The sequence below is a fragment of the Scandinavium goeteborgense genome, assembly GCF_003935895.2.
Taxonomy (GTDB): domain Bacteria; phylum Pseudomonadota; class Gammaproteobacteria; order Enterobacterales; family Enterobacteriaceae; genus Scandinavium; species Scandinavium goeteborgense.
In genome coordinates, this window is sequence record NZ_CP054058.1 from 2,886,196 (window position 1) to 2,900,287 (window position 14,092).

11 protein-coding genes and 1 pseudogene are annotated in these 14,092 nt (G+C 49.1%); 9 read left to right on the forward strand and 3 right to left on the reverse strand.

The window, feature by feature from the left end:
* Positions 1 to 33 precede the first annotated feature (33 nt).
* Positions 34 to 2,646 carry an aminopeptidase N gene (gene pepN, locus A8O29_RS14830; RefSeq protein WP_125355644.1) on the reverse strand — a complete coding sequence of 871 codons (2,613 nt, stop codon included), beginning with the start codon at positions 2,644 to 2,646 and terminating at the stop codon, positions 34 to 36.
* A 264-nt stretch (positions 2,647 to 2,910) separates the two neighbouring features.
* On the opposite strand from pepN, the gene pncB reads away from it, so the two are divergent.
* From pncB to A8O29_RS14845, 3 genes are all read left to right on the forward strand, one after another.
* Complete coding sequence (gene pncB, locus A8O29_RS14835; RefSeq protein WP_125355646.1) at positions 2,911 to 4,113, forward strand: nicotinate phosphoribosyltransferase; 1,203 nt, start codon at positions 2,911 to 2,913, stop codon at positions 4,111 to 4,113.
* Between the two features lie 171 nt (positions 4,114 to 4,284).
* Positions 4,285 to 5,685 carry an asparagine--tRNA ligase gene (gene asnS, locus A8O29_RS14840; RefSeq protein WP_110509884.1) on the forward strand — a complete coding sequence of 467 codons (1,401 nt, stop codon included), beginning with the start codon at positions 4,285 to 4,287 and terminating at the stop codon, positions 5,683 to 5,685.
* A gap of 603 nt (positions 5,686 to 6,288) precedes the next feature.
* Complete coding sequence (locus tag A8O29_RS14845; RefSeq protein ID WP_125355648.1) at positions 6,289 to 7,464, forward strand: porin; 1,176 nt, start codon at positions 6,289 to 6,291, stop codon at positions 7,462 to 7,464.
* A gap of 172 nt (positions 7,465 to 7,636) precedes the next feature.
* Here A8O29_RS14845 and A8O29_RS14850 read toward each other — a convergent pair whose 3' ends face one another.
* Together A8O29_RS14850 and relB are read right to left on the reverse strand one after the other, a co-directional pair.
* Positions 7,637 to 7,924 (reverse strand): type II toxin-antitoxin system RelE family toxin, encoded by a 288-nt coding sequence (locus A8O29_RS14850; RefSeq protein WP_125355650.1) that lies wholly within the window; start codon positions 7,922 to 7,924, stop codon positions 7,637 to 7,639.
* Positions 7,924 to 8,163 (reverse strand): type II toxin-antitoxin system antitoxin RelB, encoded by a 240-nt coding sequence (relB, locus tag A8O29_RS14855; RefSeq protein WP_125355652.1) that lies wholly within the window; start codon positions 8,161 to 8,163, stop codon positions 7,924 to 7,926. The genes A8O29_RS14850 and relB overlap by 1 nt, the downstream gene beginning before the upstream one ends.
* A 206-nt stretch (positions 8,164 to 8,369) precedes the next feature.
* Between relB and A8O29_RS14860 the strand changes: the two genes are divergently transcribed.
* The 6 genes and pseudogenes from A8O29_RS14860 to A8O29_RS14885 all read left to right on the forward strand — a co-directional run bounded on the left by A8O29_RS14860 (position 8,370) and on the right by A8O29_RS14885 (position 13,403).
* On the forward strand, positions 8,370 to 8,960 hold the full coding sequence (locus A8O29_RS14860; RefSeq protein WP_056780970.1) for a GrpB family protein: 591 nt from the start codon (positions 8,370 to 8,372) through the stop codon (positions 8,958 to 8,960).
* A gap of 93 nt (positions 8,961 to 9,053) precedes the next feature.
* On the forward strand, positions 9,054 to 9,506 hold the full coding sequence (locus tag A8O29_RS14865; protein WP_217448706.1) for a GNAT family N-acetyltransferase: 453 nt from the start codon (positions 9,054 to 9,056) through the stop codon (positions 9,504 to 9,506).
* 174 nt (positions 9,507 to 9,680) lie between these two features.
* Positions 9,681 to 10,151 (forward strand): GNAT family N-acetyltransferase, encoded by a 471-nt coding sequence (locus A8O29_RS14870; RefSeq protein WP_125355654.1) that lies wholly within the window; start codon positions 9,681 to 9,683, stop codon positions 10,149 to 10,151.
* A gap of 121 nt (positions 10,152 to 10,272) precedes the next feature.
* Positions 10,273 to 10,905: a Vat family streptogramin A O-acetyltransferase gene (locus A8O29_RS14875; RefSeq protein ID WP_125355656.1), complete on the forward strand. Its 633-nt coding sequence runs from the start codon at positions 10,273 to 10,275 to the stop codon at positions 10,903 to 10,905.
* A 486-nt stretch (positions 10,906 to 11,391) separates the two neighbouring features.
* Positions 11,392 to 12,164 (forward strand): annotated as a pseudogene (locus tag A8O29_RS14880) (IS3 family transposase); the annotation flags it as partial.
* A 73-nt stretch (positions 12,165 to 12,237) separates the two neighbouring features.
* A protein-coding gene (locus A8O29_RS14885; RefSeq protein ID WP_125355789.1) for an IS3 family transposase occupies positions 12,238 to 13,403 on the forward strand; the annotation gives its coding sequence in 2 pieces (ribosomal slippage) (positions 12,238 to 12,502 and positions 12,502 to 13,403; 1,167 coding nt in all).
* Positions 13,404 to 14,092: the final 689 nt, after the last annotated feature.

Consider the following 14,092-nt stretch of genomic DNA (forward strand, 5'->3'; position numbering starts at 1 on the left):
GCCCGGTAAGCGCTAGCGCCACCGGGCATTTTTTTACGCTAACGCTTTGGTGATTTTCTCGAACAGATCGCCCGACAAATTCTCCAGCCCTTTCAGCTGTTCCAACGCGGCACGCATTTTTTCCTGACGTGCTGCATCGTAACGTTTCAGACGAATCAACGGCTCAATCAGACGCGACGCCACCTGCGGGTTACGGCTGTTCAACTCGGTCAGCATTTCGGCCAGGAACTGGTAGCCGCTGCCGTCTTCCGCATGGAACGCTGCCGGGTTGCTCATCGCAAAAGCACCAATCAGCGAACGGATACGGTTCGGGTTGCTCAGGGTAAACGAACGGTGTTTTAGCAGGCTACGCACGGTTTCCAGCACGTTCTCTGCCGGGCTGGTGGACTGGAGAATGAACCATTTGTCCATTACCAGGCCGTCGTGATGCCATTTGTCGTCGTACTCCTGCATCAGCGCGTCACGGCACGGCAACTGTGCGGCAACGGCCGCCGCCAACGCCGCCAGGGCATCGGTCATGTTGTCAGCGTGATGATACTGATGCGTCACCAGCGTATCGGCCAGCTCTGCATCGCCAAACGCCAGGTAGCGCAGACAGGTGTTACGCAGCGAACGCTTACCGATGTCAGCATGCTCCACGCGATAAGCGTCGAGTTTGTTGACGTTGTAGACGGCGAGGAATTCATCCGCCAGCTCTTTCGCAAGCGTACGGGTCAGTGCTTCGCGCACCGTGGCAATGGCGACGGGATCGATAATCTCGAACAGTTCCGCGATTTCATTCACCGACGGCAGGGTGAGGATTTCTGCGGCCAGGGCCGGATCAATCTTCTCATCCAGCAATATCGCCCGGAACGCATCAGCCACATGCAGCGGCAGCGACAGCGGCTGACCCTGCTGATGACGGTTCACATTCAGCTTGATGTAAGTCGCGAGCAGGCTCTGCGCCGCATCCCAACGAGAGAAATCGTTTCGCGCGTGACGCATCAGGAATGTCAGCTGCTGATCGCTCCATTTATATTCCAGTTTCACTGGCGCGGAGAATTCGCGCAGCAGCGACGGCACCGGCTGGAAGTAGACGTTATCAAAGATGAACGTCTGCTCGGCCTGAGTCACGTTCAGCACGTTATGCACCGGATGACCGCCCTTCTGCAGTGGGATCACGTTGCCTTCGTTGTCATAAAGTTCGATGTCGAACGGAATATGCAGCGGCTGCTTTTCCTGCTGTTCAGAAGTCGGTGGGGTGTGCTGTTTGATGGTCAGCGTGTACTGCTCGGTTTCCGGGTTGTAGTCGTCATGCACGGTCACAACCGGCGTACCGGACTGGCTGTACCAGCGGCGGAAATGCGAGAGATCAACGTTGGACGCATCTTCCATCGCCTGCACGAAATCGTCACAGGTGGCGGCGCTGCCATCGTGACGCTCAAAGTAAAGCTGCATCCCTTTCTGGAAATTCGCTTCGCCGAGCAGCGTGTGCAGCATACGGATCACTTCTGAACCCTTTTCGTACACGGTCAGGGTGTAGAAGTTGTTCATCTCGATAACCATATCCGGGCGGATCGGGTGCGCCATTGGGCTGGCGTCTTCAGCGAACTGCATCCCGCGCATGGTGCGGACGTTACTGATGCGGTTTACCGCACGCGAACCGAGATCTGAGCTGAACTCCTGATCGCGGAACACCGTTAAGCCTTCTTTCAGGCTCAGCTGGAACCAGTCGCGGCAGGTCACGCGGTTACCGGTCCAGTTATGGAAATATTCATGGCCGATCACGCGTTCGATATCGAGATAATCTTTATCGGTAGCGGTATCGGTGCGCGCCAGAACGTATTTGGAGTTAAAAACGTTCAGACCTTTGTTTTCCATCGCACCCATGTTGAAGAAGTCGACGGCGACAATCATATAGATGTCGAGATCGTATTCGAGACCGAAACGGTCTTCGTCCCACTTCATGGAATTCTGCAGCGAGGTCATCGCCCACGGGGCGCGATCCAGATTGCCGCGATCGACGAACAGTTCCAGCGCGACTTCACGACCCGAACGGGTGATGTATTTGTCACGCAGTACGTCGAAATCACCGGCCACTAATGCAAACAGGTAGCACGGTTTCGGGAACGGATCCTGCCACTGTACCCAGTGACGGCCGTTTTCCAGGTCGCCCTGCGCAACGCGGTTACCATTGGAGAGCAGGTAGGGATATTTGGTTTTATCGGCGATGATTTTAGTGGTAAAACGCGCCAGCACGTCCGGGCGGTCCAGATACCAGGTGATGTGGCGGAACCCTTCCGCTTCACACTGCGTACAAAGCGCTTCACCCGACTGATACAGGCCTTCCAGCGCGGTGTTTGCCGCCGGGCTGATTTCATTCACGATGCGCAGCGTGAAACGCTCCGGCAGCCCGTTAATCACCAGCTGATTATTTTCTTCTTTATAATCACTCCACGGCTGGTCGTTCACGTGCAGTGAAATCAGGGTTAAATCTTCACCATTGAGGCGCAGCGGCGTGGCAGACGCAGCGTGACGAGTCATCTGGCTTTCTGCAGTCACGATGGTTTTTGCGGCATCCAGGTCAAAGGTCAGGCCGATATCGCTGATCAGGTATTCCGGCGCACGGTAGTCGTGGCGGTATTTGGCTTGGGGCTGTTGTGTCATAAAAAACCTTTAGCATCTTTTGTAAAGTGTCCGGTCCAGTCTATTCCTGTTGTCACGTTCACGCTACGCAGAATGTTCATCTTTTCAGGGGCAAACACGCAAATTGCTACATATTGATAACACGCGGCACGTTTTGCCCTCGACCCGTCAGACACCTTGTGTTGTGATCGGGGTTCAATAAATCGATAAACAAGGTATACTCCTGCGGTTTCAGCCGTTGTTTATTGTACTAAACGCTCCTTTATGAGGATGCTATTGCGCACCATGACACAATTCGCTTCCCCTGTTCTGCAGACTCTGCTTGATACAGATGCTTATAAGCTGCATATGCAGCAGGCCGTCTTCCATCATTATTATGATGTCCAAGTGGCTGCAGAATTTCGCTGCCGCGGTGATGACCTGCTCGGTATTTATGCTGACGCCATCCGCGAACAAGTCGAAGCGATGCAGTCGCTGCGACTGCAGGACGACGAGTTTCAGTGGTTGTCCGGCCTGCCGTTCTTAAAGCAGGACTACCTCGACTGGCTGCGCGATTTTCGCTACAACCCCCAGCAGGTCATCATTCGTAACGATAATGGCAAATTAAACATTCGCCTCGAAGGCCCGTGGCGTGAAGTCATCATGTGGGAAGTTCCGCTGTTGGCCGTCATTAGCGAGCTGGTTCATCGCTATCGTTCCCCCGAAGCCAGCGTTGAGCTGGCGCTTGAGACACTGGAACGTAAGCTGGTTGATTTCAATCACCTTACCCAGGATATGGATATGTCTGGCTTCCGCCTGATGGACTTCGGCACCCGCCGTCGTTTCTCTCGTGAAGTACAGCAGGCGATTGTCGAACGTCTTCAGCAGGAGTCGTGGTTTGTCGGCACCAGTAATTATGATCTGGCGCGCCGTCTGTCACTGACCCCGATGGGCACTCAGGCACACGAATGGTTCCAGGCACATCAGCAAATCAGTCCTGACCTGGCGACCAGCCAGCGCGTGGCGTTGGCTGCCTGGCTTGAAGAATATCCGGACCAGCTGCGGATTGCCCTCACCGACTGCATCACCATGGACGCTTTCCTGCGTGACTTCGGCCCGGAGTTTGCCGAACGTTATCAGGGGCTGCGTCATGACTCCGGGGATCCGGTGGAATGGGGTGAAAAAGCCATCGCGCATTATCAGAAGCTCGGTATTGATCCGATGAGCAAAGTGCTGGTGTTCTCCGATAATCTCGACCTGAAAAAGGCCGTTGATTTGTATCGCCACTTCTCGTCGCGGGTGAATCTGAGCTTCGGGATAGGCACGCGGCTGACCTGCGATATCCCTCAGGTGAAACCGCTGAATATCGTGATAAAACTGGTGGAATGTAACGGCAAGCCGGTGGCCAAACTGTCCGATAGCCCAGGCAAAACCATCTGCCACGATAAGGCGTTTGTTCGCGCTTTACGCAAAGCCTTCGACCTTCCCCAGGTCAAAAAGGCCAGTTAATCAGCAAAAGGGAGCCTCAAAGGCTCCCTTCTTCTTATTATTTTCTCAATTCTCCCCGTCTCGCTACGAATTCCTCTTGTCTGATGAAAGATGACAGGTAACATAGGGATCCCCCTTAATTAAGGGCGGAAAGAGATAACTTTATTCTGGACTACTAACAGAGAGATTAATATGAGCGTTGTGCCTGTAGCCGACGTACTCCAGGGCCGCGTAGCCGTTGACAGCGAAGTCACCGTGCGCGGATGGGTGCGTACCCGTCGAGATTCAAAAGCTGGCTTTTCCTTCCTCGCCGTCTATGACGGTTCCTGCTTTGATCCTGTACAGGCCGTCGTCAATAATTCTCTGCCCAATTACGATCAGGAAGTGTTACGCCTGACGACCGGCTGTTCCGTGATTATCACCGGTAAAGTGGTGGCATCTCAGGGTCAGGGTCAGAGTTTTGAAATTCAGGCGTCTCACGTTGAAGTGACTGGCTGGGTTGAAGATCCGGATACCTATCCAATGGCGGCCAAACGCCACAGCATCGAATACCTGCGTGAAGTTGCGCACCTGCGTCCGCGTACCAACCTGATTGGTGCCGTCGCCCGTGTGCGTCACACTCTGGCGCAAGCGCTGCACCGCTTCTTCCACGAGCAGGGCTATTTCTGGGTATCTACCCCACTCATCACCGCTTCTGATACTGAAGGCGCGGGTGAGATGTTCCGCGTTTCTACGCTGGATATGGAAAACCTGCCGCGTAACGATCAGGGCAAAGTCGATTACGACAAAGACTTCTTTGGTCGTGAAGCGTTCCTGACCGTTTCCGGTCAGCTGAACGGCGAAACTTATGCCTGTGCGCTGTCCAAGATTTACACCTTCGGCCCAACCTTCCGTGCTGAAAACTCAAACACCAGCCGCCACCTGGCGGAATTCTGGATGCTTGAGCCGGAAGTGGCCTTTGCCGACCTGGAAGATAACGCCGCACTCGCTGAAGCCATGCTGAAGTATGTCTTCAAAGCGGTGCTGGAAGAACGTGCCGATGACATGAAATTCTTCGCCGAGCGCGTTGATAAAGATGCCGTCAGCCGTCTGGAGCGTTTTGTTGAAGCAGACTTCGCCCAGGTGGATTACACCGACGCGATCACCATTCTGGAAAACTGCGGTCAGACCTTCGAGAACCCGGTCTTCTGGGGCGTGGATCTCTCATCCGAGCACGAACGTTACCTGGCTGAGAAACACTTCCAGGCTCCGGTTGTTGTGAAAAACTACCCGAAAGACATTAAGGCATTCTATATGCGCCTTAATGACGACGGTAAAACCGTTGCGGCAATGGACGTTCTGGCTCCAGGCATCGGTGAAATCATCGGTGGCTCCCAGCGTGAAGAGCGTCTGGACGTGCTTGATGCGCGTCTGGCTGAGATGGGTCTGAATAAAGAAGACTACAGCTGGTACCGCGATCTGCGTCGCTACGGTACTGTGCCTCACTCCGGCTTCGGTCTTGGTTTTGAGCGTCTGATTGCCTACGTGACCGGCGTTCAGAACGTTCGTGACGTGATTGCGTTCCCGCGTACTCCGCGTAACGCCAGCTTCTAAGTTTTCCCTTCTGCAAAAGCCAGCTTCTCAGCTGGCTTTTTTTTGGCCTTTGTCAGGATTTGTGAGTAAGTTTCTACAAATATAAAGGTCAACCGCCTTCCCTAACCAAAATGTTACACCCCATGTCTCGACATAATTCCGCACACATTTCCAGCAACACTTCTGTTGCGCTTAAGTATACCCCTGGCGCTTAGCATACAAAATAACCACCAGCAACGCGCACGAAAAGCTAACTTTGACACATAAGAAAAAGTGAGATGAGAAGCGTTCTTATATAGAAAAAGCCTTTATCAAAATTAAAGATAAGCTTTTCATATAGATATATAAGTTATCGTAGATTAATTAAGCGGCAGGCAAGGAAATTTGAGGTGGTTCACAAAGTTCCCTGATTTACACAAATTATTACACATTATTTCTTATTGTTACCTATTTACGATATTTGTAGCACTTTCAGGCTAGCGAAACGTTGTCATGAATGGAAATATGCCTGTCAGACACAGAAAGACACCAAACTCTCATCAATAGTTCCGTAAATATTTATTGACGAAAACTATTGGCGGTAGTGGAAAGTGTCCATAAAAAAACCAATGAGGGTAATAAATAATGATGAAGCGCAATATCCTGGCAGTGGTTATCCCTGCCCTGTTGGCAGCTGGTGCGGCAAACGCAGCAGAAATCTATAACAAAAATGCCAACAAACTGGATTTCTACGGTAAAGCAGTGGGTGAACACGTCTGGACTACCAACGGCGACACCGACAGTTCTGACACCACCTATGCTCGTATCGGTTTCAAAGGTGAAACTCAGATCAACGATCAGATCACCGGTTATGGTCAGTGGGAATACAACCTGAATGCATCTAACGCTGAAGGTGCTCAGGGAACAGCTACCCGTCTGGCCTTTGCTGGTCTGAAATTTGGTGACGCGGGTTCTATCGACTACGGTCGTAACTACGGCGCCATCTACGACGTAGCGGCATACACCGATATGCTGGTTGAGTGGGGCGGCGATTCATGGGCGGCTACCGATAACTTCATGAACGGCCGTTCTAATGGCCTTCTGACTTACCGTAATACCGATTTCTTCGGTCTGGTTGATGGCCTGAGTTTCGCCCTGCAGTATCAGGGTAAAAACGAGCGCAACAGCCCAATCACTGTTGACTATGATGACAACGGTACGCCGAACAGTGTAAATCTGTCCGGTAACGGCGCTAAAGCGAACGGTGATGGCTTCAGCTCTTCTGTTCAGTACGCATTCCTGGACGGCTTCAGCGTTGCTGCGGGTTACGAAACGGCTGACCGTACTGACGATCAGTCTAACCCGCAAACTTACGCCATTGATGGTGTTGCTGGTAACGCAAGTGCTGGCGGCGAACGCGCTGAAGCATGGTCTACTGCATTCAAATACGACGCGAACAACGTCTACGCGGCAGTGATGTATGCTGAAACTACCAACATGACTCGCGAGCCGGACAGCAACTTCGCGAACAAAACTCAGAACATCGAAGCCGTGGTTCAGTACCAGTTCGACTTCGGTCTGCGTCCATCCATCGGTTACGTACAGTCTAAAGGTAAAGACCTGCTGGCACGTCCTGGCTTCGACGGCGGCGATGCTGACCTGGTTAAATACATCGAAGTGGGTTCATGGTACTACTTCAACAAGAACATGAACGTCTACGCAGCATACAAATTCAACCTGCTGGACGACAACGACTACTCTAAAGCATCTGGTCAGGCTACCGACGACCAGGCTGCTGTAGGTATCGTTTACCAGTTCTAATCAGTACGCCACTTTGTTATATGCTTGAAAAACAGGGCTTCGGCCCTGTTTTTTTATGGCTGGCAGTAAATAATCGTGACTTTCAAAAAGCCCCTCCCTTTTTCTCGCAAACGGTGTCAACGCAAAGTAGAAGTGGCACCTTTACTGCGAGACAGAAATGTCCTGCCGAAGTTCAGCGGATCCGTTTGACCGCTTCGGTATAAACATCTGAGCGCTCTCTTTTCCCGACAGATACGACAAAGACGACAACCTTTTCATCGATGACCTGATATACCAGTCGATAACCAGACGACCTGAGCTTTATCTTGTAGCAATCAGGCATCCCACGTAGCTTGTTAGCTTCAATGCGTGGAGATTTGAGCACCTCTGCCAGCTTCTTTTTCAGTTGTTCTCTGACAGTCGCGCCAAGTTTATGCCATTCCTTTAATGCACGTTCGTCAAAGTCCAGAAGATACACCATCAGAGATCGTCCAGAGTCACGCGTACAGGCTTAGGATTACGAAGGCGCTCTTTCACTATCTCCACAAGTTCGGCATCTTCATCACTCAGGAGTGTCTGTTTGAACGGCAAACGTTCATTGTCAGCGATATATTCAAGCATCAGGCGAAGCGCTTCCGAGGGCGTTACCCCCATTTTTTCCAGTGCAGCGTAAGAACGAGCTTTAAGTTCATCGTCGATACGCAGGTTAATGCTACCCATGTCTCACACCTCTTGTAAATACAAACGTCATTACAAGTATTGCACTGCTGAATACATATAGCAAGCCACACAGGACGTCAGGAAAGCCAGTCGTTAGGATGGTGATACTCGTCCGTTTAGTGCCAGGAGCGGACGTTTGAGAGACATCCAAACCCATCTCCTGTACGCTATTGTTCATAATTTGTATGGTCGATAGGTGTTGGTTTATGGTTAGCCCAAAAGAAATAATGCAGCATTATGTCATTGATCCTCAGGATAGTTATTTTGTTAATGGCGTACCGCCGATTGAGAATGTTGCGGTCGTTGCTTATGATCCCCTGTGGCCGGAAATATATTCATCGTTAGCATCCACTATTAAAAATAAATTAGGTTCGAATTTACTAAGAATTGATCATATAGGTTCTACGGCGGTACCTGGTCTGGCTGCCAAACCCGTTATTGATATTGATTTGACAGTTGCTGATGCTACAGATGAAAAAACTTATGTATTAGCACTTGAGAGTCTTGGGTATAAACTAATTGTGCGTGAGCCTCGCTTCCATGGACATCGTCTTTTTCATTACGATAATCCCAGAGTTAACCTTCATGTTTTCACTCAAGACACTCCTGAAACAATCCGACATGTGCTTTTTCGAGATTGGTTGCGACAGTCAAAGAAGGACTGCCAGCTATATGCTGACGTTAAATTAGATGCAATTAAAGGTTGTAGCTTAGATATTCAACAATATCACGAAAATAAAAGCAAAGTGGTGCGTGAAATCTATCAGAAAATATTCAAACATTTAGGCTATATCTAATATGTTTCTTGACCGTTATTGTTTGATATTTACACCAAGTATTATGGTTGAAAATCAAAAGCTGAAAAATACAGATAAAGAGATGTAGGGAGAATGATGCAAATTTCTTTAAGAATCGCCACCAACGCTGATCTCGCCATCGTTAACGAGCGCTATGCTGAGATTGATTTTGTTCCGTCACTTGCAGGGGAACTAATCGTATTGGCGACTGATGGCGATAATATTGTTGGTCAAGGTAGAGTTGTAACAATCGATACAGAAAGCGGCGAGCTTGGGGGAATTTATGTTTTTCCCGGCAATGAGGGTCTGGGGATCGCCCGTAAGGTGGTAGATTTCCTGATTAAGAACTCAGTTCTCCCAGTTCTTTACTGTTTACCTTTTGCTGAGCTGGAAGGTTTTTACGGCTCAATGGGATTTGGTCCCGTCAAAGATATAGAGAAAATCCCACCGGCGGTTATCAAAAAGCATGAGTGGTGCCTGAGTAACTACGATAAAACCGTACTCCTTCTGAGTAAGGAGATGAACGTATGCAGATACTCAGACTAAAAACAGATCGCTTGCTGTTAAAACCATTAGGCACCAGAAAGTGCTGTACTACCGACAGGTTAAAAAACTGAATATCCGGGAAACAGCAGATGCCACAGGCTATAGTTTCTCTCAAGTATGTAGCATCCAGACCCTTTACCGGCAGGCAGAACGCGTTACGACTAACGAGGTTTTATGAAAATCAGAAGGTTCACTAATGGGGATGAAATTGCGTTATTCAGGGTCTTTTTATCTTCTATACATACCATCGCATCACACTACTACACACATGAACAAATAGAGGCCTGGGCTCCACCAGATATCGACCCGGAACAATGGGCCAATTACATGAAGGAGCTGCGCCCCTTTGTTGTTGAAGTGGATGGGGAAATAGCTGGATATGCAGATGTTCAGCCGAATGGGTACATTGACCATTTCTTTGTCTCAGGAACCTACCCGAGACAGGGAGTAGGGACGCTACTGATGAATTGCATTCATGAAGAAGCTAGACAACTTGGAATTGCTGAACTTACTTCAAATGTGAGTAAGGCTGCGGAAGAGTTCTTTCTACGGCACGGCTTTCATGTAGTGGAACGGGGTTTTCCTGTCCGTCGTGGCGTGACACTAGAAAATGCACTGATGCGGAAATATTTGGCGAAACAATAGAAAGCTGGCTGAAGAGAAGTATTGACCTTTTCGCCTGATTGAAATCACTCAATACAGAAAACCATCATAACGTACAATATTTTCCGTTTCCCAAACGGAGCCCAATTACGTCGGAGGGGATATGCAAGGTCCAGATCCACTAAATAAGCATCCAATGCTGGGGTTTCCTCAGGTTTGTTTCATCAAAAATACTGTGACGAATCCAAACATTATCATTGGCGATTTCACCTATTACGATGACCCAGAAGACTCTGAGAATTTTGAACGAAATGTTCTGTATCACTTCCCTTTCATCGGTGACAGACTGGTTATCGGTAAATTTTGCGCTATAGCAAAAGGTGTCCAGTTCATTATGAACGGTGCGAACCACAAGTTATCAGGCTTCTCTACGTTTCCTTTTTATATTTTCGGAAATGGATGGGAAAAGGCGATGCCAAAGCCTGAAGATTTGCCGTACAAAGGCGATACGATAATCGGAAATGATGTCTGGATAGGTTACAAAGCGCTGATCATGCCTGGCGTGAAGATCGGCAACGGCGCGATTATTTCCTCCCAGGCTGTTGTCACCACCGACGTGCCTGCTTATACCATTGTCGGTGGAAACCCTGCAAAAGTGATTAAATCACGATTTCCAGATGAAATAGTATTCGAACTGGAAAAATTAGCGTGGTGGAATTGGTCTGTAGAAAAGATAACTAAACACCTCTCGGCAATAATGTCTAATGACATTAATACGCTTCTTACAATCGAGTAATCTGAATTGGTACGGCCAGTCGACATCTCGTTTAAAGCAGCTACTGAATCGTCTCACTGGCCGTTCTTGCAAGGAGCGGACATTACTAACTACCCACCATAATAATTGTTGGGGAGCCTCTCAAGACCAAGTCATCGCGAAAGAAGTTTGATGATCCTTGATACACATTCATCGCTGGATAAACTGTACGAGTCTAAAATGAGGTGTTCTCTGTTCCATGGTTCATAAGTCAAATCGGTAACATATTTCCAATCTGGCAGGGTTAACCCCTCGACTTGTGACTCCCTTGTTTCCACTCGTTTACGATGCTCAATCATATCGGAACATACGATCTCAATTTCTAAAAAATCGGTTCTTGCCGATAAAGCTATTTCTCGATAGGCATCACGGGTTAACGCCAGTGGGTTTGTAAGTATCCCGCTTAACTGAACCATTCACTTTTAGAGATCTTCCGACATACTGATTATGTCCCCTGAGGAGATCGCTATGCGTAAGATCCGATTCACCGAACACCAGATCATCGCCGTTCTGAAGTCTGTCGAAGCCGGGCGTACCGTCAAAGATGTGTGCCGCGAAGCCGCTATTTCCGAAGCCAGCTACTACAACTGGAAGGCGAAATATGGCGGGATGGAAGCCGCTGATATCAAAAAAATCAAAGATCTTGAGGACGAGAATCGTCGCCTCAAGCAGATGTTTGCCGATCTGAGTCTGGAATGCCGGGCGCTGAAGGACGTTATCGAAAAAAAGCTCTAAAACCAGCGATAAAGCGGGAGCTTGTCAGCTATCTGACTGCACAATTTTCCATGAGCATCCGCCAGGCATGCAGGACAGTATCGCTGAGCAGGACGGTGTATTTTTATCAGCCCGATACCCGGCGTGATGAACCGGTGATCCTGGCGCTGACTGAACTGGCAGAACGCTATCCGCGATACGGATTTAAGAAGCTTTTTCAGGTACTTCGCAGGCAGGGTAACGCCTGGAATCATAAGCGTGTTCACCGGATTTACTGCCTGCTGAAACTCAATTTTCGCCGCAAGGGGAAACAACGTCTTCCGGTGCGCAATCCGGCTCCGCTGGCAACGCCGGAAGCACTCAACCAGAGCTGGTCGATTGATTTTATGCACGACGCGCTGACATGTGGCCGACGTTTTCGGACTTTTAACGTCGTGGATGATTTTAACCGCGAGGCTCTGGCCATAGAAATTGACCTGAATATCCCGGCGCAGCGGGTTGTGCGGGTGCTGGACAGGATAGTGGCAAACTGTAGTGGATCGGTAATTCAGGACACCTCGAAATCCTGTTAATGTTAAAACAGTGAACATGAGGTGATACATGATCAAAACTCGTCGGACTAAACGCACATTTTCCCCGGAGTTCAAACTCGAAGCTATCGAACAGGTTGTTAAATACCAGCGAGATGTACGGGAAGTTGCTCAGGCGCTCGAACTCAACCCTGACCATTTGCGCAAATGGATACGGCTTTATAAGCAGGAACTTCTGGGTATTGAGCCCGTCGGCAATGCTATTACTCCTGAACAGCGCGAAATTCAGCAGCTTAAAGCGCAGATAAAACGTCTTGAGATGGAAAAAGAAATACTAAAGCAGGCTGCCGTGCTGATGAGCGAAGCCCCCGGAAAGTTATCGCGCTAATCACACGGCTGAAAGCAAAGTGGCCTGTGCAGGTTCTTTGTCATTTATTCGGTATTCACCGTAGCGTTTATTACGCGCAGGTGAAGCATCCGGTTAATGTACAAAGAATTGCATTACGAAGTCGGGTGAGAGCACTGCATGCTCTCAGTCGTGGTGCTGCAGGGAGTCGGGCAATCAGCCAGATGTTACGCCAGAGTGGCGTTGATGCAGGCCGGTGGCTGGCGCGACGACTGATGCAGGAATGCGGGCTGACCAGTCACCAGCCTGTTAAACATCGCTACCGAATAAATGAAGACAACAGTCCGGCATTGCCAAACTTATTGAACCGGCAGTTTAACCCCGCCGCACCAAACCGCGTCTGGTGTGGCGATATCAGCTTTATTCGCCTGCAGGACAGGTGGTGCTATCTCGCGCTTGTTGTTGATTTATATTCACGCCGGATTATTGGTTCAGCCCTCTCATTAACCGCTGATGCTGATTTGGTATGCAGGGCTTTGCGTAATGCCCTGGAAACACGGCCGCGTAATGAACGTCTTCTGTTTCATTCAGATCAAGGAGTTCAATATAAAAGTAATAAATACAGAAAGTTACTTTGGCGTTATGGGGTAATGCAAAGTATGAGTCGCAGAGGGAATTGTCTGGATAATTCGCCGATGGAAAGAGTCTTTCGCAGCCTTAAAAGTGAATGGCTTCCCAAAGGTGGTTATGGTGATTTTAGCCATGCGGTACTCGACATAAACCAGTGGATAAATGGTTATTACAACATGTACCGCCCTCATACGAACAATGGTGGATTATCGCCTTACCTGCATGAAGAAAAGTGGAAGCAGGTTATTCCGGTGTCCTGATTTTGTGATCCACTACAAACCGTGGATATTCTATGTTCGGTTATACCATTCGTACGACTGTTAGTCTTTATCGGGCAAGTATCGCCTGATTTTTTTTATCCGTTGATAACAGTGTTACTGGCTGTGAGTGTTCTGTCATTGGCTTACAAGCGAGGTCTGGGTGGACCATTGACTAACGGGAATGCATATCCAAACGGAACTACTTATAAGCCTAATCCTACCCGGACAGAGTTAAAAACGGATATAGCCATCCATGGCAGATCTGTTTTGTCAGATACAACGCGAAGTGAAGCCGAACGAGAAAGTCTTCGTCAAATGATTAACGATAAGTACGACGATTAACTCAAGCCCTTCAGTCGCCACGTTGTTAACGTGGCACTTTAAAATCACCTGACCTGCCATCTGTTTTTCATACGTCATATTTTTTATAATGTCCGCAGTTCACTCACGGCGAGCCATTAGTTCAGTCAAATCGTCTGCTTAGTGCCAGGAGCGGGCATTGCTAGCATCTATCTGCATCACCAGTGGGGGGCAGATCACATAAAGGGTGGAAACTGATGCCGCTGAAAGAGCACAGCATTCGCTACTAGTGATATATTAACTGCATCCAAACGGAGTCGACACCAGAAACAAATCTCCTAGTAGGACAGTGCGCTAGTATTCATCTTGTTCTAATCTCAATCCGCTGT